Source organism: Labilibaculum euxinicum (assembly GCF_963678175.1).
GTDB lineage: Bacteria > Bacteroidota > Bacteroidia > Bacteroidales > Marinifilaceae > Labilibaculum > Labilibaculum euxinus.
The window spans coordinates 518,370-537,721 of sequence record NZ_OY782756.1 but is presented as its reverse complement, the minus strand read 5'-3'; the positions used below and the strand labels follow the sequence as shown (position 1 = coordinate 537,721).

The following is a 19,352-nucleotide window of genomic DNA, read 5'->3' as shown; positions in this document are numbered from 1 at the left end:
ATGCGATTACTCCCGTTCACTTCCTATTTTAGAGACGACGCTCATTTTGCTCATCATATATTCATGTGAGTTTTTGGTATGTGGTATGGTACAATCAGAGCAATTTTTAAACCCGTTTGTATATTTAAAATTACCTCCACACTTATCTTTTAGCATGTATAATGGGCAATAGCAAAACAAACAATTAAATTCTTCTTCGTTTTCTACTTTGTGACAAGGGAAATACTCACACTTTTTATTCTGGAAAAACTTGTAATTTTCTGACATATCTCTACTGCTTTTTTCTCTGAATTCTTGATCCATTGGATCAATTTCATACAAAGCTAACCACTGGAATTATTTATTCCAATCAAATATATTTTTTATTGGAATTATTGGTCTTCATAAAGATTGTTTTTGATCAATTTGATATTTGTTTGTGGAAGTATTTAATTGGCTTTAAAGGTGAATTCTCATAGAATTGCATATTGGTAAAACTGTTTAAAGTGCCTAAATAAGTTCTACACAACAAATATGTATGACATTCAACTAATTTACAAAATTGAAGAAAAACACCTTTTGCTATAGTCTTCTAAAAATCAATCAGTGAGGGTGTTGTTGCTGTGTGAATAGTGATAGTGGGTGCTTTTATTGGCTTTTTGTATTTATTAAACTACTTTTGTGGTGTAGAAACAATTTAAGACTTAAGAGTGTTTTTAAGCTTTACGGTTTGAAGACAGCATACTTAAATTGTTGTAAACGGGATTCAATCCTAACAATTAATATAAACACAGTTTTTATGGTAAATTATAAAACGTACACTTCAATTTCAAAACCTGATAGTATAGAAAGAGAAGCTATTGTGAGCTTTTTGTATACTCATTTAGATGAATACGGAGATGCTAAGGAAGATATCGAAAAGGCAATTATTTATGCAGTTAAGGATGAACCGGCAGGTGGCGGTTTTGTTTTAGTTGCTAAGGAAAATGATGAAATAGTTGGTGCTGTTGTGATTAACCGAACTGGAATGGAAGGTTATATTCCTGAGAATATTTTAGTGTACATAGCTGTACATGAATCTCAAAGAGGAAAAGGTTTAGGTAAAGGCTTAATGAAAGAGGTGATTAAAATTAGTAATGGTGATATTGCTTTGCATGTTGAGCCCGAAAACCCAGCCAGATTTTTATACGAAAAAGTAGGTTTTAGCAGTAAGTATGTAGAAATGCGATTGAAAAAATAAAGGCATGCCTATTCGTGCAATTGATATTTTTAATTGAACAGCATTCTATAATATCTGGTACATGAACAAGAAAATTATTGCACTTCGACGAGAATTACATAAATATCCCGAAGTTTCAAATGGAGAATATCAGACCACTAACCGGATTGTAAACTTCATAAATGAGTACAAGCCCGATGAGGTGATCAGACTAGGAGATAAAGGCGTATTATTTGTTTTTCAGGGAGCAGAACAGGGGAAAACCGTGATGTTTAGATGTGAGTTGGATGCTCTTCCAATTCAGGAAATTTCAGGACTTGAATATGCTTCTGTAAACAAGGGAATCTCTCATGTATGTGGACACGATGGACATATGGCCATAGTAGTTGGTTTGGCTCAGAAAATATCGAATGACAGGCCGGTCAAAGGGAAAGTTATTTTACTTTTTCAACCAGCCGAAGAGGTGGAGCAGGGTGCATGTGATGTATTGGAAAATGTGAATTTCAAAAACAATGAGCCCGATTACCTGTTTGCACTGCACAATATACCTGGAATTAAGAAGCATAAAATAGTTCTTAAAAAGGGAAGTTTTGCTTCCGGATCAAAAGGTATGATTGTTAAACTTACCGGTAAAACATCTCATGCGGCAGAACCTCAGGATGGAGTTAGTCCTGCTGGTGCAATTTCTCAAATAATAAGCAAACTGCATAGGTTGAGAGCAGATAAAAGCCTTTTTAGCGATTTTATTTTACTAACCATCATCCACATTCAATTGGGTGAAATATCTTTTGGTACTTCTCCGGGTTATGCCGAAATGAGAATTACATTGCGTGCTTTTGAAAACGAAGACTTAAGATTGCTTACTTCCTTGTGTGAGAAGATAGTAAAGGAAATAGCAGAACTGGAAGGATTGGCTTGTGAAATAAACTATACCGAAGTATTTCCTGCAACCATGAATAGTAATGGTTGTGTTGATATTGTAGAACAAGCGGCAAAACAGAATGGTTTGGATGTAGAGCATATCAAGACTCCTTATAAGTGGTCTGAAGACTTTGGCTACTATACCGAAAAGTTCAATGCCTGTTATTTTGGATTGGGTTCAGGAAATGAACAGCCTCAACTGCACAACCCCGATTTCGATTTTCCTGATGATATTATGGAAACTGGAATAAATCTATTTTATACTATTTACAAAAGCACTGTCAGTCATGATTGATAATTCCATAATATCACTAAGTGAAAAATCAATCGAAAATAACATTTCATTTCTGCGATCGAAACTTGGTGATACAGTAAAAATTTCAGCAGTAGTAAAAGCCAATGCTTATGGACATGGGATCGAACAAATTGTTCCCGTATTCGAGAAGTATGGCATTGATCATTATTCAGTGTTCTATTACAGCGAAGCTATCCGTGTTTACAATTGTCTTCACAAATCATCTTCAATAATGGTTATGGGATGGTTGAGCGAAAAGGATATTAAAGATGCAATCGAAAAAGAAATAGAATTCTTTGTATTTAATATGGAGCGCCTGCAGTTGGCTGTAAAATATGCCACAGAACTTGGTGTAAAAGCCAAAATTCATCTCGAAACAGAAACAGGCATGAATCGTTCAGGATTAAATATGAATGAATTAAATACTGCCATTGCTGTTATAAAAGAGAATACTGACCATATTGAGCTAACGGGATTCTGTACGCATCTGGCTGGAGCAGAAAGTGTTTCAAATCATTTCAGAATACAGAATCAGTTGCAAAAGTATCAGGAAATGGCGACAGAATTGGATGCAAACAATTTGAAACCAAAGTATAAACATGTTGCTAATTCTGCTGCAAGTTTTGTTTATCCCGATACAAGAATGGATTTGGTAAGAATTGGGATCATGCTTTATGGTTTTTGGTCGAGTACCGAAGTCTTCATTCAGTATATTAATCATCAGGAGGATAGGATTGATCCGTTAAAAAGAATACTTGGATGGAAAAGTCAGATAATGGCTGTTAAAGAAATTAAAAGCGGCGAATTTGTAGGATATGGAATTTCATATCTCGCTCAATCCAACATTAAAACAGCATTGGTTCCTGTCGGATATTCTTTTGGTTATAGTCGTTCATTGAGTAACAAAGGTCGTGTTCTCATTCATGGTCACCAATGCAGTGTGATTGGTGTTGTAAACATGAATATGATGATAATTGATGTGACTCATGTGGAAAATGTGAAAGTAGGAGATGAAGTTGTTTTGATTGGAAAGCAGGACAAATTAGAAATAAAGGTGAGTGCTTTTAGTGAAATCAGTGATGAGCTCAATTATGAAATATTAGCGCATCTATCAGAAAGTATAACTCGTAGAGTAATCAATTAAAACATAGAAGTAATGGCTTTTGTAACTTTAGATATTAAGAAATTAAAATCAAACTTTGATTATCTTGATTCTCTTTTTAAAAAAAATGGAATTGAATGGTCAATTGTGTCGAAAATGTTGTGTGGTAATAAAGAATTTTTAACCGAATTGTTAAAGTTCGATTTTACTCAGATATGTGATTCCCGGGTTTCCAACTTAAAAGTGATCAAATCGATCAATCCCAACATTGAAACCATTTACATTAAGCCTCCGGCAAAACGCTCAATTTCGAGTGTGGTGAAGTATGCCGATATTAGTGTAAATACAGAGTTTGAGACCATTAAGCTTTTGTCAGAAGAAGCTAAAAAGCAGAAAAAAACTCACAAAATCATCATAATGATTGAGTTGGGAGAACTTCGGGAAGGAGTTTTGGGCGAAGATTTCATTGCTTTTTACGAAAGTGTTTTTAGGCTGGATAATATTCAGGTGATTGGAATTGGTGCAAACCTGTCTTGTTTGTACGGTGTTTTACCAAATCACGACAAATTAATTCAGTTGAGCCTGTACGAACAGTTGATTGAAGCAAAATTCAATAAGCAAATTCCTTATGTATCAGGAGGTTCCTCGGTAACTATTCCACTTATCTTTCAAAATTTACTGCCGAAAGGAATTAATCATTTTAGGGTTGGAGAAACTTTATTTTTAGGAACAGATGTTTACAACAATACAAAATTCGAAAAAATGCATTCTGATGTATTTCGTCTGTACTCAGAAATAATAGAATTGATTGAAAAGCCGACTGTCCCAATGGGTGAATTTGGGACAAATTTAGAAGGGGACAGTTATGAAATTGATAAAACGAATATTGGAGAAACCTCGTACAGGGCAATAGTTGATTTAGGATTGCTTGATGTTGAGGTGAGTCATCTCGAATTGGTTGATAAAAGCTTAAAAATTTCAGGAGCAAGTTCCGATATGATTGTAATTGATCTGGACGATAACAAAAATAAATACAAAGTGGGTGATTTGATTGAGTTTGACATGGATTACATGGGAATACTTAGGATTCTAAACTCAAGATATATCGAAAAAAGAGTGAAGACTGTCGCGAACAAAAAAGCCTGTGTACTATAAGGTTTTCTCAAGTCTTGGGCCATTATTTCGTGAGTTTACAGTTCGTTGATTATTAATTGGAGATACTGGCTTCAATAAGCTTGCATTAAATGCAAATTAGTTATTTTTGTCCTGAAAATGAGTTTTGTCGATTAGATTTACAATGAATGGATTATAAAAATATTATTGTTAAGATTAGAAGGATTATTCGATCTATTAATTTAGAATCAAAGAAAACCCAAAAGGATCACGGAGTAAGTATTCCGCAGATACTATGTTTGGAATGTCTTAAGAATTCTCCTAACTATCAGGCAACTCAAAAATCGATAAGAGATCAGCTGAATCTTAATTCCAGCACCATTACAGGTATAATAAGTCGATTGGAAAAGAAGGGAATGCTGGCCCGCCTTCCGAAAGCTGGAGATCGAAGAACTACTTTGATTGCACTAACCTCTACGGGTGATAATCTTTTAAAGGCAACTCCGGATTTACTGCAGCAACGACTGGCTTTAAAACTAAAAAAAATATCGGATGAGGAGCTGGAGCTAATTGGTAAATCGTTGGATATATTGGTTAATATGCTCGAAATAGAAGACTTGGAAGCTTCTCCCTTGCTAACTGCAGAGGATGTCATTCAGGAAGAGGTTAAATTGGAGAATTTAGATGATGAAATATTATAAAATTAGTATCTGCTAAAGAATAAAAAGGACTTTTCGAAATGGAAAGTCTTTTTTTATTAAGCGTTGCACCTGCTTAGTCGATATTCATCAATTTTTTGGAGCATTAAATCCCGAAAAGGTTCCAAATCTGTTTTTCGTTTGTGAAGAAAGGAAAAACGGAAAGGAGCATGTTTTTCTATTTTTAGAATAAAATCGTCGCTGAAATCTTCCTGATTTTCGAAAATTGAGACTAAAAACAACAAAGCAAAACTCTTTTTAATCAAACCTTGAAAAGATATTTCATCAGGATATAAATTGCTTACGCTTTGCTGAAATGTTTTGCCTAGAAAATAAGTTTTACAAATTAACTTGTCCAAATTTCCGTAAGGTAGCTTTCTTGAAAAACAAGTCATAACTCCATCCAGATAATCTTGTCGGGCATCCTGTAAATCGTCTAAAATCTGAAGAAAAGCGCCGTATTCATATAAAAAATGCAATTGCTTTTCGTCTAAATTGCCTAGCACCAAATAACCATCAGCAATTACCGAGCTGGCACCTTTGTTGATACAGATCTTAAAGGTTTCTTCTTCAGAAAGCATAGGTTTATCGCTCACCAATGCAAGACTTTGGGTTTGAGCATCGTGAATGGCAAGCAGACTATGATAGACTTCAGGGTAATTTTCCCGGTCGAACTCAGATTCGATCATTTCTACTAAATCGTAAATTTGCTGTTCTGTGCCGGATTCCGATTTTACAGATTCTCCTTCCAACCGCAAAGCAAATCGTTGGCAAAAATTGATTTTTTCTTCCTTATTAATGCTTGCATCATCAATTAGATTGTCGGTGTATGGATACAAAAGGCTGTAGGCCAAAAGCGAAGGTGTAATTTTGATTTCTTTTCCAAAAAATGATTGCAGGCCAAGCATGATCCACACATTTCGTAATGCCTGAAAAATTTCAGTATTGCCCAAATTCGGATCGAAAAGCCATGCTTTTTGAATAAAATCTTTCGTGGCATCGAGCATTTCATCGGAAAATATAAGTTCAAGTTGATCAGAGGAGTACGATAAAGCTTCTTTGAAAAATATTTGTGTTTTTCGCAGTATTTCCAATTTGTTGGGCTGTTCAAAACTAGCTTCATTTTGCACAAACTTTATAAAGCGATCGAATTTTGATTCCCATATTCGTTTTTCTAAATAGGAAAATCGTTTTCCTGTTGCAGGAAAATGCTCCGGACAATTCTCCCAGATGCTAATGAATTGGTCTTGGATCTTGTTATAAAGTTCTGATTGATTGATCATGATGAAAGAGAATAATCAGTTGTTGTGAATAGTAGTTCGTTATTTTTTTTAATGGCTGATAACCAGAGTAATTTAGCTGGTAGATATCTCAATGTAAAAGTTTAAAAATTAAGCATATTGTAAATCAATCTAATACTTTACACCTAAAATCTAACGATCTATTGTGAATACAAGTTGAAAAAAATACCTGAGATTGTAAATTAAAATCGTTTAATCGGACTTATTACCCGTCAAAACAGACTTTTTGTATTGATGTTGTAGAATAGATGTTATTGCATTGATAGTGATGTATGTTTTTTTTACTTTGCTTAACTCAAATCATATTCGGTTTGAAGCAACTTAAAAACAAATTATAAACGGATGAAATTTTCTATACTGGAACCAATTGGAATAACGGCTTGTAAATACGAACAGTTAAAGCAGGAGTTTGCAGTGCTTGGGCACGAATTGATCTTTTTTACCGATCGGAATGAAAATGAGCAGGAGTTAATAAAGCGTGCCGAAGGTGCCGATGCTGTTGTTGTCAGCAATATTCCAATTACAAAAGCTTTTTTGGATGCCTGTCCTAATCTTTCAATGATTTCGGTTGCTTTTACCGGTGTCGATCATATCGATATGGAAATATGCCGGGAGAGAAATATTCTGGTGTGCAATGCTGCAGGATTTTCTACCGAATCGGTTGCAGAATTAGTCATTGGTATGATTTTATCGGTGTACAGAAAGGTTGTTTCCGGCGATTCGATTACCCGCTTTGGTGGAGACCGGGCCGGCTTTTTAGGAACGGAACTGAATGGCAAGACTATTGGTATTGTAGGAGCCGGCGCAATTGGCCTTAGGGTGGCCGAGATTGCAAAAGTTTTTAACTGCAGACTAATTGCATACAATCGAAGTGAAAAGACCGTAGAAGGCGTTGAATTTGTTGATATGCCTACTTTATTAAAAGAATCGGATGTTGTTTCACTTCATGTTCCGCTAACAAATGCAACCAAAGGACTTATTGGCAAAGAAGAATTCAAGCAAATGAAGCCTACAGCCATTTTAATTAATACAGCCCGCGGGCCGGTTGTCGACAGTGATGCTCTTTGTGAAGCATTGGAAAATGGTAAAATTGCAGGAGCTGCTGTGGATGTTTACGAAAAAGAGCCGCCTTTGGAGAAAGAACATATTCTGTTTACAGCTCCCAACTTAATCATGTTGCCTCATTTGGCATTCGCCACCAACGAATCGTTCAGTAAGCGGGTTGATATTGTGATGGAGAATATTCGTTTGTGGTTATCTGGAAATCCAAGAAATATTATGAATTAGATAAGCTAAAAGCATAAAGGTGAAAGGAGAAAGTGTCCGGTTTTTTGGGGCTTTCTCCTTTTTAATTTCTACCTGTTTATTGAATAATTTTTATCAATTCTGTAGTGCTGTTCAGTTTTCCTTTTTTGTTGTAGGATTCACTGCGGATGGTTCCAATGTCTTTTACGATCCAGGCAATGTTGTGCAATTGAACATTTACAATGCCAACTTTACTTTTCACATCTTCCGATACTTTGTAGCATGTAAATGTACCGGCAGGAGTTGTTACGTCTTCAAGAGCCTCAACTTTTCGATTCACAATATTGGTGGTCATGTTCATATTCATCATCCCTGCTCCAATTTCAAGCGATATCGAGCCATTGTTTAATGCCAAACCAGGATAAAGCTTAGGAGGATAAATCAAATCATCCGTAGTAATTTTAACCTCCATATCTTTAAAGCCTTCCATTTGTTTCTGATTCAGGTATTTTTCCATATCGATGTAAAAAACATTGTCTTTACATCGGAAACTAATTGTGTCTTGTGTAATTATTTTGTTTGAATCTTTAGGATCCATATAGGTTTGCAGTAATTCGAATGTTGTTTCTCCACCGTGTTCCTTTACTGATAGCATTTTTTGCGTGTAAATGCCATCTACTTTGCCTTTTGCATTGGTGATCTGGTAATGAAGTTCGGTGCCTACTTGGTTGGGAATGTACAAGGTGCATTCTTGCGAGAAAGCAAGCATACTTGTAAGACCGATAAGGAATATCAAGCTAATTAATTTTTTCATGGAATAATTGTCTCGACTATTCATGTGGTTTGAATAGTCATGGTTTTAAAGTGCTTAGGCAAGAATTGTCTGTCAGACAATTAAAAAAGAGAGTAAGGTTTCGAATACATATCATACGCTTGTAAAAATAATGAATAAAGTAGATTCAATTTAGTAATTCTACTAGGAACGAAAAAATATAATTTATTGTTGAAGTGTTGGGGGATGGAATCGAATTAGAAATCAGATGAATTTAATTTTTTGATGCTGTGATGATTCAACTTTCTATCCTTAACAAGTAGGGGAGTAACCAGAGCTTTCGATTTGGCATTAAAAATCATATCATGCCCAAGGCATAAGCCCATCATAATATTTAGTTCAGTGTTTTTTTCTTCTAAATAGTGAGCTTGTCCTGCCGGATTGCAAGTTATTCCTTTGTAATTAGGCACTAAATCTGAGAAAGGTATTTTTCCTAGTTTGCAATTCACTTGTTCAACGGTAAAGCCTTCTATCTCAAGAAGAGTTCTTAGTTGCTTGGCTTCTTTGTTAAATGTGGTACAATGTGCAATTCCAATTGTTTTAATATTGGATATTTTGGCATATTCTATAATTTCCTGAATCCGATCGTTATTCCGATTTAAGGCATCTGCCGCACTTTTCATGATCGAAATATCTTTGCGGGAATATAAATCTTTATCATCCATTTTTAGCTGTTATTTAAGGAATTGCACATTGCTTTTAAGAAGTCTTGGTTTATTTATGCTGGGAGCTTTACCATTAAAATAAGCTATATTTTAAATGGATAAAACGCATCATGTCTTCCACTTCTAATGATACTTCTTCAATGATATTTTCAATTTCTCCTCCAAATATTTTTCCCATTATTGCACCATTCATGGTCGATATAAATACTTGGCCGTCGGCTTTTTCGTAAACAGCAAATGATTTTGGCATCATATTTCCAATTTTTTTCCGATTGTCTTCCTTTAGCATTCTCTCCGAAAATTTTGCATGGCAATACTTTATAATAGCATACTTGCCAATTCCTTTTCCGCCATTGTCGATTATTTCTTTGTTCTGATCAATAGTATTGGTTACATGCCAGCCTTCCTTTGCGTTTATTCTGTTTGTTATTATTTCTACTGATTTTTCAAAGTTGTATGGACTTTTAAATTCTTTGATCATCATTTCTCCAGAAGAGATACTTAGAGTGATTCCTGTAAATAGGATTCCAAGCGTGAAGCCTAGTAGAATGGATGCGATTATCGTTATATTTTTCATTCGTGTAATTATTAAAATAAAATATTATTCTTCGTTGATGCATATTTCACCTTGTCTGATTTTTTCACCTGTTTTATAGGCAACAAAACTAATTGTGAGAATCGCTATTGTGATAAAAAAGAAGGACAAGTACTTAAAAACAGCTTGATGTGAAATTTGAAAAGCAACCACCGAAGCTATGGTAATGGCCATTAGTGGAAAAGTGAAAGCCCACCACGATATAAAAAATTCAAGTTTCTTAAAGCTTTTGTGTAACACGAGGAGCAATACGGCAAAGAAATAAGAAATCAGCAACAAAAAAATTGCAAATGCGTCCCAACTTTGTGCTATTCGGATGTATGCAATAAAACCAATTGCTGGTGGTGCAATAAGAATGAACAAGGTAGGAACAAATTTTTGTGGAAGCTGATGGTGAAAAATGGCACGGTTTAAGAAAATCGTAAATAAGATGATCCAAAAGAAAAATCCAACTCCAAAGTAGAAGAAGGAGAATAGTTTTGGCAGGTACTCAACACCAGCAATTGGAATCAGCATATTACCAACTATTGGGATAAACCAAGCTGGATTCATAAATTGTATTTCAAAATTATTTTGTATCCAATAGGCTACAGTGTGAAGCATTAATATCGTATGCACAATGGTTCCAATCCACCAAAAACTCATGGATAAAAAGGGCCAAAAACTCATAAATGCAATGGATAACAAAAGAATAGAAATAGAGAAGGCTGAAAAAAAATTAATCCGAATACGATGATTAAAATCTATTCGTACTTCTTCGAAATGCCTAACCGCTTTTAATGCATACAGTATGGATATTCCTAAAAAAATAAACAGCGTACAAAACAGTAGAATTTCATAGAATATTTTGGGCAACCATTGCATGTGGTGAAATTTGCCAAATACAATACTTAGTCCAGCAAGTCCCATAACAATAGCATAGGCTGTTATTGGGAAATATTTTAATTTCTCTTTCATGCGGTATCAGTAAATATTTGTTGCTAGCAACACTAGTGTGCAGGACTCTTCTGTTTTTATTCCTCGAGAATTTAGCTGTGTTGCGAAGGCAGTATTTTCAGTACCTGGATTAAAAATTACTCTACGTGGATGTAACGAGATGATATATTCGTAATAGGAAACTTGATTTTTTGCCGCTACATACATAGTAACTGTATCAACATCAGTATAAGGAGTTTGCTCCTTTACAATTTTATGATGGAATAGCGTTCCTGCTTTATTTCCAATCATATAAATATCGTGTCCGTTCTCTAATAATTTATCTGCGGCTTTATAGGAGTAACGCTCTGGATTTAAGCTGGCTCCAATTATTAAGGTTTTGTTTTTCATTGGTAATTATTATTGCGTTATTTTATAGTAGTTTTTAAGGCTCCCGGATTGATGGAAAAAAGTCTGTATTCTGGAGGATTAATCTCTAGTTCGTCGGCTATCCATTTAATATGTTTCGATAGAATTTCAAAAACATTTTCCGAATTACAATTATGAATAGCTACAGGAATAAAATGTTTATTAATTAGGGTAATATTTCGTCCAAATTGTAGGGATACCAATATTTGAACATGATTCTTTTCTAGGAGTTTAATAATTGCATCTCCTTTTTTTATGGAGCCATGAATTTGTTTCTCATCCATGTCTTTATGCTTATTTATTTGATGAGAAACCAAACTAAAGGATTCGTTAGAATATTCATAGATTAGATATTTATCTACATCACCAAAATGTTTTGCTTCAAATTTATTGGTTTGGCTAACCGCAAAGGCAAATATTATTTTGTAATTATTCATAGTGTATAGAGATTGTTATCCTTATTTATTCTTGATAAATTTACCAAGTCAAAAATAGTAGGAGTCTCAAGCGAAAACAAGTAACAGGAAATGGAGTATTCTGGATTTAGAATTGAAATTTGATAACTTTTTTGCAACGAGATAATAATTCTCTTTTCATTCGTGATATTCTTTTTTTAACGATTAGGTACATTTATAGCGAATAAACACTAAAACAGAATGACTTTTAATTCGATTGATAATAACAAAGAAAATAACGAGATAAATATCGATTGTTTTCAAAATCTGGGACTTACAGATTTAAAAATCATTAATGAAAAGAAAAAACAAGTTAAGTTTTTTAAGGATGAAACTGTATTTAAGCAAGGAGCATTTGCCCCACATGTGTTGTTTGTAAATCAAGGATTAGTGCGAGTTTACCTTCAGACGAATAAGAACAAGCAAATAAATATTCGTTTGGCTAAAAAGGGTGATTTAATTGCTTTTTCTTCCATTTTTGGGAAAGACACATATCTTTATTCTGCAATTGCTTTAAAAGATTCGAATATTTGTATCATAGATAAGCAGGCTTTAAAAGAGTTATTATTGAGAAATCCTGAATTTGCAATGGAAATAAATTCTAAGAATTGCCATAATGAAAATAGGTATATTGATATTATTCAAAACATCTCCTACAAACAGATGAGAGGGAAATTAGCTTCTGCTTTGTTATATTTATCTTCGGAGATATTTATTAATGAAAATGTTTATGAGTATTTAACTCGCCAAAATATTGCTGATTTTGCATCCATAAGTGTGGAAAGTGCAGTTAAATTTATTAAAGAGTTTGAGAAAGAAGGCATAATTTCCTTAGATGGGAAAAAAATTGTAATCACCAATAAAAAAGTACTGGAAGAAATTAATAGGAGAGGTTAATTTTACGGTTAAATAGGAGGTAAAGTATTCTTATATAATCGTTTAGCTTATTTAAATTTATAAAAACGAATCATTTTATCTGATAAAGAGTAAAGAGATGGAATTAAAAATTAATGATTATCCTTTTGGGGCAAGACCAGAAGTAACTAAGCCTAATAAGGATCTTTTAAAGTATTTGGGGGAAAGTGGAATTCGAAACTTAGTCGACGATCATTATGAAATGTTGAGAGAAAGTAAGTTTAGTCCTTTGTTTCCTCAGGATAAAGATGAGTTTGAAGCGGCAAAACTTCGTTCATCCGATTTTTTTATTCAGGTTTTAGGCGGACCAGAGTATTTTAATCAGAACAGAGGAGCTCCCATGTTGGTTAAAAGGCATGCAAATTTTAAAATAACAAGAGAAGCACGTCAGGTTTGGATGCAGTGCTACCAAAAGCTTTTGCCCGAGCTGGATGTACCTGAAGAATTAATCCTTTCTTACTGGAATTATCTGGATGTATTTTCGAGCTGGATGGTGAATTCGGAGGAATAAGGATCAGGAACCAAGGGAAAAAGTTTTAATGTGTCGTTTAGAGATAAAAAAAGCTGTTGAAATTGAATTCAACAGCTTTTCTTCTGGATATATATTTTGATCTTAGATAATCAACATTGCGTCACCATAAGTTCCAAAACGATATTTTTCTTTGATTGCTTCCTGATAAGCAGCCATTACTTTATCGTATCCTCCAAATGCACAAACCATCATCAGTAAAGTTGAAAGCGGCAAATGGAAATTGGTAACCATGCTGTCAGGAACACTGAAATCGTAAGGAGGAAAAATAAATTTATTGGTCCACCCTTCGAATGGCTTTAATGTTCCCTGAGTTGATACTGAGGTTTCTAAAGTACGAACAACAGTTGTACCAACAGCACAAATATTTTTCTTCTTTTTCTTTCCACTGTTTACCTTTTTCACGGCCAAATCGTTAATTTCGATTTGTTCCGAATCCATTTTGTGTTTGGTTAAATCTTCAACATCCACAGTTCTGAAGTTACCCAAACCAACATGTAAAGTAACCTCTGCAAAATCAACTCCTTTAATTTCTAAACGCTTCATTAGCTCACGGCTAAAGTGCATACCTGCAGTAGGTGCGGCAACAGCTCCTTCATGTTTTGCAAAAATTGTTTGGTAACGTTCTGCATCTTCAGGTTCTACTGCACGGTCTATAAATTTAGGAAGAGGAGTTTCTCCTAATCCGTAAAGTGCCTTTTTAAAATCTTCGTAAGGGCCATCGTATAAGAAACGAAGAGTTCTTCCCCTTGAAGTTGTATTGTCGATTACCTCAGCAACCAATAAATCATCATCGCCAAAATACAATTTGTTACCGATTCTGATTTTACGGGCAGGATCAACTAAAACATCCCATAATCTTTGCTCGCGATTTAATTCTCTTAGCAAAAATACTTCGATTTCAGCGCCTGTTTTTTCTTTGTTGCCATACAAACGAGCAGGAAAAACTTTTGTGTTGTTGAAAACCATAACGTCTTCATTATCAAAATAATCAATAAGATCTTTGAAGATTTTATGCTCGATTTTACCTGTATCTTTGTGAAGCACCAATAAGCGAGATTCATCTCTATTGTAGGCTGGATGTAAAGCAATAAGTTCGGTTGGTAATTTGTACTTAAACTTCGATAACTTCATAATGCTGAATGACTTTTATATTGGATTTTTGTTGATAGGCGATAGCAAAGCTTTCCCTTTTACGAAAAGACCGCAAGATAGTTATAAATTTTCTAAGAATTTTATAAAATCTTCAATTTCAAGGGCATCGTTGATATGAAAATCGCCGATTCTAGTTCTTTCAAGAGCAGTTAAATGTGCGCCGCTATTTAGTTTTTGGCCAATATCGCGGGCAAGAGCTCTAATGTAGGTTCCTTTACTGCAAACAACTCTTATTTTTAAGATGTCCTTTTCAAACTCAAGAACTTCTATTTCATCAATTGCCAGCGTTTTCTTTTTTATCTCAATTTCCTGTCCTTTTCGGGCATATTCGTAAGCTCTTTTCCCGTTTACTTTTACTGCAGAATAGTCAGGTGGTCTTTGTTGTATTTCGCCAATAAAACTTTTTAAGATGTCATCAATCAGATCTTTAGTGATGTGTTCGGTAGGGTAAATCTGATCAATTTCTGTCTCCAAATCAAAAGAAGGAGTGGTTTCTCCTAATTTTAGTGTGGCAATGTACTCTTTAACCTGCGATTGATAGCTGTCTATTTTTTTTGTGTATTTCCCAACGCAAACAATCAACAATCCTGTGGCTAAAGGATCAAGTGTTCCTGCATGTCCGACTTTTACTTTTTTGTAATGAAACTTGTGCTTGATTTTATGCTTTATCTTGTTTACTAAATCAAACGAAGTCCATTCGTAAGGCTTATTAAAAAGAAGTAAAGCGCCTTCTTGAAAATCATTATCGGTTTCAAATTGAATCATTTAGAATCGGATTTAACGGGAATGCCTTATTTTGTAATTAGGCTGCAAAAATAGCAATTAGTCCGATAATCAGGCAATAAATTGCAAAATAGATTAATTTCCCTCTTTTCACCAATTTAATCATCCAGCTGCAAGCCAGTAATCCCGAAAGGAAAGCGGCAATAAAACCGACTAGTAACGGCATTAATTCAACCGATCCTTGTGAAGTATATGTTCCTTTAAAAACACTTAGAATGTTTTCCCCAATTATGGGAACTAAAACCATTAAAAACGAGAATTTGGCTACTTCAGCTTTTTTGTTTTTTAAAAGCAGTCCGGTTGCAATGGTTGCTCCCGATCTCGAAATTCCGGGAAGTACAGCAACTGTTTGAGCAATACCTATAATAAAGGCATCTTTGAATGAAATTTCTTTTTCTTTTTGTTTTGCATAGTATGTAAATGCAAGAAACGCAGCCGTTACTAAAAGCATAAAGCCTACCATCAGCAAGATTTTATCAGTATTGAAAATTTCTTCCACCTGATCTTTAAAAAACACGCCTACAATTCCGATTGGAATCATAGAGACTGCAATTTTAGCAATATACTGTGTCGATTCATTCCACTGAAAACTAAAAAGACCTTTTAAAAGTTCAAGAATATCTTTTCGAAATACAATTATGGTACTTAAAACTGTTGCACCGTGCACAACCACTGTAAATACTAAATTATTTTCGGCATGAATGCCTAACAAGGCTTTGCCGATTTCTAAATGACCACTGCTGCTTACCGGCAAAAATTCAGTTAATCCTTGCAGTAAGCCTAAAAGTAAGGCTTCAATCCAGTTCATATTATTAAAAAGAAAAATTTTCGGTTAGTTAACCGAAAAAATACATAAAAGGAGATATTTATTGTTCTTTCGGCTTTTTCATGATGGCGTAGATTTCGAAAGCGAAACCAAATAACACCACCATTGGAGCTAAGGTAATTCTTCGAAAACTAAAGATACTTTCATCGAATACGTTTGGATCATCCGATCCACCGCCCATCATGAGTAAGAATCCTACTATAATAATAACAAACCCAATAACGATAAGTTTGTAGTTTTCTTTTGAAAGAGCAAAATCCAGTTTTTTATCTTGTTTGTTCATGTTCTCAAATTTTGTCGGTTTTGACAATTAGATGCCAAATTTACAATAAACTAATTAAAGTGCCTAGAGGTAAACGTGCCTAAAGTTCCTGAAGTGTCTCGTGTTATGATTTTTTAACACGTTAACGTTTTTCTTAATACAACGAACGCGACTCAAGCCTTAAGTATTTGTTTACAGCAAATAAGGTTGATATCCAGGTAATGAAAAGTCCGATTAATAGAATCAGTAAGAACAAGACACCAATCATTTCAACATGACTAAAATTGATTACCTGACTTAATTCTTTTTGTGACAAGTAAATGACACCCGAAAGCATTGCGTTGGCGATTAGTGCTCCTATTACGCCATGCAGTAGGGTTTTAGCCATAAATGGCCGGCGTATAAATCCTCTTGTAGCACCAACCAATTGCATTGTGTTAATTATAAAGCGTTGAGAGTAAATGGATAAGCGTATGGTGTTGTTGATTAGAGTAAATGATATTGTGAAAAGCAGAGCACTAAACGCTAATATAATTAAGCTGATTCTTTTCACATTTTCGTTTACCAAATGCACCAATGACTTTTGATAATCAACCTCCTGAACCTGCGATTGCTTTAATAAATGCTTTTCAATTACCGCAATACTATCTGTATTTGCATATCCAGCATATAATTTTACATCTATCGAGGCACGAAGTGGGTTGTAGCCTAAAAATGAGATAAAATCTTCGCCTAACTCTTTCTCGAATTCTTTGGCAGCAGTTTCTTTATCTACATATTTTGTGGCTTTCACATAATCACTGGCATCCAATATTTTTTGCAAACGACGAATTTCAACTTCTTTGATATTGTCTTTTAAAACCACTGTGACTCCAATATTTTCTTTTACGTAATTGGAAATCTGATTGGCATTTAAAATTAGTAAGCCCATTAATCCTAACATGAATAGAACCAATGAAATGCTAATTACTGAAGTAATGTAAGAGGAGCGAAGTCTTCGTTTTGTACCTTTTTCTTTGTATGCCATTTGAAATGAATATTAAAGAATTCTACCCGATATATTTAATCAGATGTTAATCCGGATTTGACCGGATGACATGCGAAAATACAATTTTTCAATCAAAATGTATCATACTTATATGAATTTGAAATGCTTTCACAAGAAATCAATTTTGTTAAATTTGTGATTAAATCAGAACCTAACACAAAAAAGCAAGGTGGGAATCATTCGTCAACAAACCATTAAAGGAACTGTGGTTTCCTATTTTGGAGCCATTTTAGGATTTATAAATACTGGGATTTTGTTTCCGAGGATTTTGGGAGCAGACCAAATAGGTTTGTTGAATTGGTTGGTAGCAATTGCAACAATTGCAACGCAGTTTTCTTCTTTCGGGTTCAATAATGTTACAGCAAGATTGTTCCCTTATTTTCGAAATGAAAATCGAAATCATAATGGATATTTGTTCATTCTGTTTTGGGTTGGGATGATTGGCTTCATTCTTTCTTTGATTGCTTATTTTCTTTTGCATCCTGTTGCTGTCAGTTTATATTCAAACGAATCACCACTTTATTTAAATTACCTGATTTATTTGATTCCTTTGGTATTTTTCACACTCTTTTTTAATTTATTCGAAGGATACAATAGAGTGATGTACGATGCAGTTTCGGGAACAATTTATCGGGATATTGTATTTAAACTTATCAACTTTTGTATCATTCTCCTTTTCTGGAAAGATATATTGGAGTTTTCGCAGTTCGTATTTTTATATGTAGTGGCTTTTTGTTTACCAACTGTTTTACTATTTCTGCTTCTTCTAAAGCGAGGTCAGATTTCTTTTGCATCTAATCTGAAGTTCGTAACACCCAAACTTCGAAAATCTATGGTTAATGTTTCCTTATTTGGAATTCTGAATGGTTTAAGCGATAAGTTAACGGCTAATATCGACAGAATAATGATTGTAAGTTTTATTGGTTTAGGTGCAAATGGTATTTATGCAACAATGGCAAATTTTGGGATGCTAATTTCAATGCCTTCACGCACATTAAAGAAGATAGCAAGTACCGTAATTGCTGAGGCTTGGAAACGCGATGATCTTGCAACCATTGGGAAAGTTTATTCGCAAAGCGGTTTGCATCAATTTATGACAGGTTGTTTGCTGTTTATTGGAGTCTGGGTGAACGTTGAAAATGTATTTGAGATAGTTCCGGATAAATACATTGCAGGAAAATATGTAATGTTTTTCATTGGGATTTCGCATGTTATACAGATGCTGTCGGGTATTAGTGGTGTGGTAATTCAAGCTTCGCCTAAATATCGGATACAAACACTGTTTATGCTTATTTTTGGTGCTTTGGTAGTTGTTACTAATTTGATTATGATACCAGTTTGGGGAATTGTTGGTGCAGCCGCAGCCTCACTTACTGCCAGCTTTATCTTTAATCTGATGAAATACATATTTCTTTGGAAAACCTATGGATTTCAACCAATTAACAGGAAATATCTATTTGTTTTAGGGATTGCTCTTACGTCTTTTTATTTAGGTTATTTACTGCCAAAAATGGATTGGTTTGTATTTGATATTATTGTAAGAAGTACTCTGGTAGGAGGTATTTATTTACTGCTCACTTTTTTTCTTAAAATTTCGAATGATTTTAACGAATTTGTTCGTGAAAAATTGGGCTGGAGGTAAGTTTTCTATTTTTGATATCAGCAGCTAAGAATAAAACTACTCTTTAATAATCTCAATTATTTCGGTAGTTGAGATAGATGGAGTTCGTTCCAGATAAACCACTTCGCAAAGTGATTTGAATTCATCAAAACGGCCTTCCCAGTCGTTTCCCATCACTAAAACATCAGCATTGAATTGTTTGATGTAATCTCCTTTTAGTTCCAATGATTCTTCGTAAAATACTTCATCAACCACTTTAAGCGATTCAATAATTCGCTTTCGGTCTTTTTCTGAGTAGATTGGATTTTTCTGCTTTTTGGAATAGTTTAAAGCATCGGTTGAAATACCAACAATAAGATAATCACCTTGTGCTTTGGCACGTTCTAAAATCCGTAAATGTCCGATGTGAAAAAGGTCAAATGTTCCAAAGGTGATTACTCTTTTCATAG

23 protein-coding genes are annotated in these 19,352 nt (G+C 34.3%); 9 read left to right on the top strand and 14 right to left on the bottom strand.

Annotated features, from left to right (window positions below; translation table 11 throughout):
* Positions 1–6: 6 nt before the first annotated feature.
* On the bottom strand, positions 7–267 hold the full coding sequence (locus ACY0M5_RS02395; protein WP_124993449.1) for a cysteine-rich small domain-containing protein: 261 nt from the start codon (positions 265–267) through the stop codon (positions 7–9).
* Positions 268–778: 511 nt separating this feature from the next.
* Here ACY0M5_RS02395 and ACY0M5_RS02390 point away from each other — a divergent pair.
* The 5 genes from ACY0M5_RS02390 (at position 779) to ACY0M5_RS02370 (ending at position 5,330) form a co-directional block, all read left to right on the top strand.
* Positions 779–1,219, top strand: a complete 441-nt coding sequence (locus ACY0M5_RS02390; protein ID WP_101309762.1) for a GNAT family N-acetyltransferase — start codon at positions 779–781, stop codon at positions 1,217–1,219.
* Between the two features lie 61 nt (positions 1,220–1,280).
* The gene (locus ACY0M5_RS02385) at positions 1,281–2,414 is read left to right on the top strand and encodes an amidohydrolase (RefSeq protein ID WP_461630691.1); all 1,134 of its coding nucleotides are present in this window, start codon (positions 1,281–1,283) and stop codon (positions 2,412–2,414) included.
* Positions 2,407–3,558 (top strand): alanine racemase, encoded by a 1,152-nt coding sequence (gene alr, locus ACY0M5_RS02380; RefSeq protein ID WP_461630690.1) that lies wholly within the window; start codon positions 2,407–2,409, stop codon positions 3,556–3,558. Before ACY0M5_RS02385 ends, alr begins: the two co-directional genes overlap by 8 nt.
* Before the next feature lie 12 nt (positions 3,559–3,570).
* Positions 3,571–4,671, top strand: a complete 1,101-nt coding sequence (locus ACY0M5_RS02375) for an alanine racemase (protein WP_156194831.1) — start codon at positions 3,571–3,573, stop codon at positions 4,669–4,671.
* A gap of 146 nt (positions 4,672–4,817) precedes the next feature.
* Positions 4,818–5,330, top strand: a complete 513-nt coding sequence (locus tag ACY0M5_RS02370; protein ID WP_124993388.1) for a MarR family winged helix-turn-helix transcriptional regulator — start codon at positions 4,818–4,820, stop codon at positions 5,328–5,330.
* Positions 5,331–5,386: 56 nt separating this feature from the next.
* On the opposite strand, the gene ACY0M5_RS02365 is transcribed toward ACY0M5_RS02370, so the two are convergent.
* Positions 5,387–6,610, bottom strand: coding sequence for a class 1 isoprenoid biosynthesis enzyme (locus ACY0M5_RS02365; protein ID WP_461630689.1), 1,224 nt, complete (start codon positions 6,608–6,610; stop codon positions 5,387–5,389).
* A gap of 360 nt (positions 6,611–6,970) precedes the next feature.
* On the opposite strand from ACY0M5_RS02365, the gene ACY0M5_RS02360 reads away from it, so the two are divergent.
* The gene (locus ACY0M5_RS02360) at positions 6,971–7,915 is read left to right on the top strand and encodes an NAD(P)-dependent oxidoreductase (protein ID WP_461630688.1); all 945 of its coding nucleotides are present in this window, start codon (positions 6,971–6,973) and stop codon (positions 7,913–7,915) included.
* 76 nt (positions 7,916–7,991) lie between these two features.
* Here ACY0M5_RS02360 and ACY0M5_RS02355 read toward each other — a convergent pair whose 3' ends face one another.
* The 6 genes from ACY0M5_RS02355 to ACY0M5_RS02330 all read right to left on the bottom strand — a co-directional run bounded on the left by ACY0M5_RS02355 (position 7,992) and on the right by ACY0M5_RS02330 (position 11,746).
* Positions 7,992–8,687, bottom strand: coding sequence for a TapB family protein (locus tag ACY0M5_RS02355; protein ID WP_461630687.1), 696 nt, complete (start codon positions 8,685–8,687; stop codon positions 7,992–7,994).
* Between the two features lie 215 nt (positions 8,688–8,902).
* Positions 8,903–9,370, bottom strand: a complete 468-nt coding sequence (locus tag ACY0M5_RS02350) for a DUF1847 domain-containing protein (protein WP_321319561.1) — start codon at positions 9,368–9,370, stop codon at positions 8,903–8,905.
* Between the two features lie 73 nt (positions 9,371–9,443).
* Complete coding sequence (locus ACY0M5_RS02345; RefSeq protein ID WP_461630686.1) at positions 9,444–9,947, bottom strand: DUF302 domain-containing protein; 504 nt, start codon at positions 9,945–9,947, stop codon at positions 9,444–9,446.
* A 24-nt stretch (positions 9,948–9,971) separates the two neighbouring features.
* Positions 9,972–10,922, bottom strand: a complete 951-nt coding sequence (locus ACY0M5_RS02340) for an SLAC1 anion channel family protein (RefSeq protein ID WP_124993394.1) — start codon at positions 10,920–10,922, stop codon at positions 9,972–9,974.
* 6 nt (positions 10,923–10,928) lie between these two features.
* Positions 10,929–11,291 carry a CoA-binding protein gene (locus ACY0M5_RS02335; protein ID WP_461630685.1) on the bottom strand — a complete coding sequence of 121 codons (363 nt, stop codon included), beginning with the start codon at positions 11,289–11,291 and terminating at the stop codon, positions 10,929–10,931.
* 17 nt (positions 11,292–11,308) lie between these two features.
* Positions 11,309–11,746 (bottom strand): NifB/NifX family molybdenum-iron cluster-binding protein, encoded by a 438-nt coding sequence (locus tag ACY0M5_RS02330; protein ID WP_461630684.1) that lies wholly within the window; start codon positions 11,744–11,746, stop codon positions 11,309–11,311.
* A 219-nt stretch (positions 11,747–11,965) separates the two neighbouring features.
* On the opposite strand from ACY0M5_RS02330, the gene ACY0M5_RS02325 reads away from it, so the two are divergent.
* Together ACY0M5_RS02325 and ACY0M5_RS02320 are read left to right on the top strand one after the other, a co-directional pair.
* Positions 11,966–12,661 carry a Crp/Fnr family transcriptional regulator gene (locus tag ACY0M5_RS02325; RefSeq protein ID WP_124993397.1) on the top strand — a complete coding sequence of 232 codons (696 nt, stop codon included), beginning with the start codon at positions 11,966–11,968 and terminating at the stop codon, positions 12,659–12,661.
* A 97-nt stretch (positions 12,662–12,758) separates the two neighbouring features.
* Positions 12,759–13,190: a globin domain-containing protein gene (locus ACY0M5_RS02320; RefSeq protein WP_124993398.1), complete on the top strand. Its 432-nt coding sequence runs from the start codon at positions 12,759–12,761 to the stop codon at positions 13,188–13,190.
* 102 nt (positions 13,191–13,292) lie between these two features.
* On the opposite strand, the gene queA is transcribed toward ACY0M5_RS02320, so the two are convergent.
* The 5 genes from queA to ACY0M5_RS02295 form a co-directional block, all read right to left on the bottom strand.
* Complete coding sequence (gene queA, locus ACY0M5_RS02315) at positions 13,293–14,342, bottom strand: tRNA preQ1(34) S-adenosylmethionine ribosyltransferase-isomerase QueA (protein ID WP_124993399.1); 1,050 nt, start codon at positions 14,340–14,342, stop codon at positions 13,293–13,295.
* 81 nt (positions 14,343–14,423) lie between these two features.
* Positions 14,424–15,128 (bottom strand): tRNA pseudouridine(55) synthase TruB, encoded by a 705-nt coding sequence (truB, locus tag ACY0M5_RS02310; protein ID WP_156194838.1) that lies wholly within the window; start codon positions 15,126–15,128, stop codon positions 14,424–14,426.
* A 37-nt stretch (positions 15,129–15,165) separates the two neighbouring features.
* Positions 15,166–15,954 (bottom strand): undecaprenyl-diphosphate phosphatase, encoded by a 789-nt coding sequence (locus ACY0M5_RS02305; RefSeq protein WP_124993401.1) that lies wholly within the window; start codon positions 15,952–15,954, stop codon positions 15,166–15,168.
* A gap of 58 nt (positions 15,955–16,012) precedes the next feature.
* Positions 16,013–16,255 carry a DUF3098 domain-containing protein gene (locus ACY0M5_RS02300; RefSeq protein WP_101309750.1) on the bottom strand — a complete coding sequence of 81 codons (243 nt, stop codon included), beginning with the start codon at positions 16,253–16,255 and terminating at the stop codon, positions 16,013–16,015.
* Between the two features lie 133 nt (positions 16,256–16,388).
* Positions 16,389–17,261 (bottom strand): cell division protein FtsX, encoded by an 873-nt coding sequence (locus tag ACY0M5_RS02295; RefSeq protein ID WP_101309749.1) that lies wholly within the window; start codon positions 17,259–17,261, stop codon positions 16,389–16,391.
* Between the two features lie 190 nt (positions 17,262–17,451).
* Here ACY0M5_RS02295 and ACY0M5_RS02290 point away from each other — a divergent pair, with 190 nt between their 5' ends.
* Positions 17,452–18,924, top strand: a complete 1,473-nt coding sequence (locus ACY0M5_RS02290) for a lipopolysaccharide biosynthesis protein (RefSeq protein WP_124993402.1) — start codon at positions 17,452–17,454, stop codon at positions 18,922–18,924.
* A gap of 36 nt (positions 18,925–18,960) precedes the next feature.
* On the opposite strand, the gene ACY0M5_RS02285 is transcribed toward ACY0M5_RS02290, so the two are convergent.
* Positions 18,961–19,350 (bottom strand): adenylyltransferase/cytidyltransferase family protein, encoded by a 390-nt coding sequence (locus ACY0M5_RS02285; RefSeq protein ID WP_101309747.1) that lies wholly within the window; start codon positions 19,348–19,350, stop codon positions 18,961–18,963.
* Between the last annotated feature and the right edge of the window lie 2 nt (positions 19,351–19,352).

What these genes read in the sequence shown, in the direction of transcription:
- ACY0M5_RS02300 (WP_101309750.1), bottom strand. Translation starts at nt 16,255, where the DNA reads ATGAACAAACAAGATAAAAAACTGGATTTTGCTCTTTCAAAAGAAAAC.
- ACY0M5_RS02370 (WP_124993388.1), top strand. Translation starts at nt 4,818, where the DNA reads ATGGATTATAAAAATATTATTGTTAAGATTAGAAGGATTATTCGATCT.
- ACY0M5_RS02375 (WP_156194831.1), top strand. Translation starts at nt 3,571, where the DNA reads ATGGCTTTTGTAACTTTAGATATTAAGAAATTAAAATCAAACTTTGAT.
- truB (WP_156194838.1), bottom strand. Translation starts at nt 15,128, where the DNA reads ATGATTCAATTTGAAACCGATAATGATTTTCAAGAAGGCGCTTTACTT.
- ACY0M5_RS02360 (WP_461630688.1), top strand. Translation starts at nt 6,971, where the DNA reads ATGAAATTTTCTATACTGGAACCAATTGGAATAACGGCTTGTAAATAC.
- alr (WP_461630690.1), top strand. Translation starts at nt 2,407, where the DNA reads ATGATTGATAATTCCATAATATCACTAAGTGAAAAATCAATCGAAAAT.
- ACY0M5_RS02395 (WP_124993449.1), bottom strand. Translation starts at nt 267, where the DNA reads ATGTCAGAAAATTACAAGTTTTTCCAGAATAAAAAGTGTGAGTATTTC.
- ACY0M5_RS02305 (WP_124993401.1), bottom strand. Translation starts at nt 15,954, where the DNA reads ATGAACTGGATTGAAGCCTTACTTTTAGGCTTACTGCAAGGATTAACT.
- queA (WP_124993399.1), bottom strand. Translation starts at nt 14,342, where the DNA reads ATGAAGTTATCGAAGTTTAAGTACAAATTACCAACCGAACTTATTGCT.
- ACY0M5_RS02390 (WP_101309762.1), top strand. Translation starts at nt 779, where the DNA reads ATGGTAAATTATAAAACGTACACTTCAATTTCAAAACCTGATAGTATA.
- ACY0M5_RS02345 (WP_461630686.1), bottom strand. Translation starts at nt 9,947, where the DNA reads ATGAAAAATATAACGATAATCGCATCCATTCTACTAGGCTTCACGCTT.
- ACY0M5_RS02295 (WP_101309749.1), bottom strand. Translation starts at nt 17,261, where the DNA reads ATGGCATACAAAGAAAAAGGTACAAAACGAAGACTTCGCTCCTCTTAC.
- ACY0M5_RS02355 (WP_461630687.1), bottom strand. Translation starts at nt 8,687, where the DNA reads ATGAAAAAATTAATTAGCTTGATATTCCTTATCGGTCTTACAAGTATG.
- ACY0M5_RS02340 (WP_124993394.1), bottom strand. Translation starts at nt 10,922, where the DNA reads ATGAAAGAGAAATTAAAATATTTCCCAATAACAGCCTATGCTATTGTT.
- ACY0M5_RS02385 (WP_461630691.1), top strand. Translation starts at nt 1,281, where the DNA reads ATGAACAAGAAAATTATTGCACTTCGACGAGAATTACATAAATATCCC.
- ACY0M5_RS02350 (WP_321319561.1), bottom strand. Translation starts at nt 9,370, where the DNA reads ATGGATGATAAAGATTTATATTCCCGCAAAGATATTTCGATCATGAAA.
- ACY0M5_RS02330 (WP_461630684.1), bottom strand. Translation starts at nt 11,746, where the DNA reads ATGAATAATTACAAAATAATATTTGCCTTTGCGGTTAGCCAAACCAAT.
- ACY0M5_RS02365 (WP_461630689.1), bottom strand. Translation starts at nt 6,610, where the DNA reads ATGATCAATCAATCAGAACTTTATAACAAGATCCAAGACCAATTCATT.
- ACY0M5_RS02335 (WP_461630685.1), bottom strand. Translation starts at nt 11,291, where the DNA reads ATGAAAAACAAAACCTTAATAATTGGAGCCAGCTTAAATCCAGAGCGT.
- ACY0M5_RS02320 (WP_124993398.1), top strand. Translation starts at nt 12,759, where the DNA reads ATGGAATTAAAAATTAATGATTATCCTTTTGGGGCAAGACCAGAAGTA.
- ACY0M5_RS02325 (WP_124993397.1), top strand. Translation starts at nt 11,966, where the DNA reads ATGACTTTTAATTCGATTGATAATAACAAAGAAAATAACGAGATAAAT.
- ACY0M5_RS02285 (WP_101309747.1), bottom strand. Translation starts at nt 19,350, where the DNA reads ATGAAAAGAGTAATCACCTTTGGAACATTTGACCTTTTTCACATCGGA.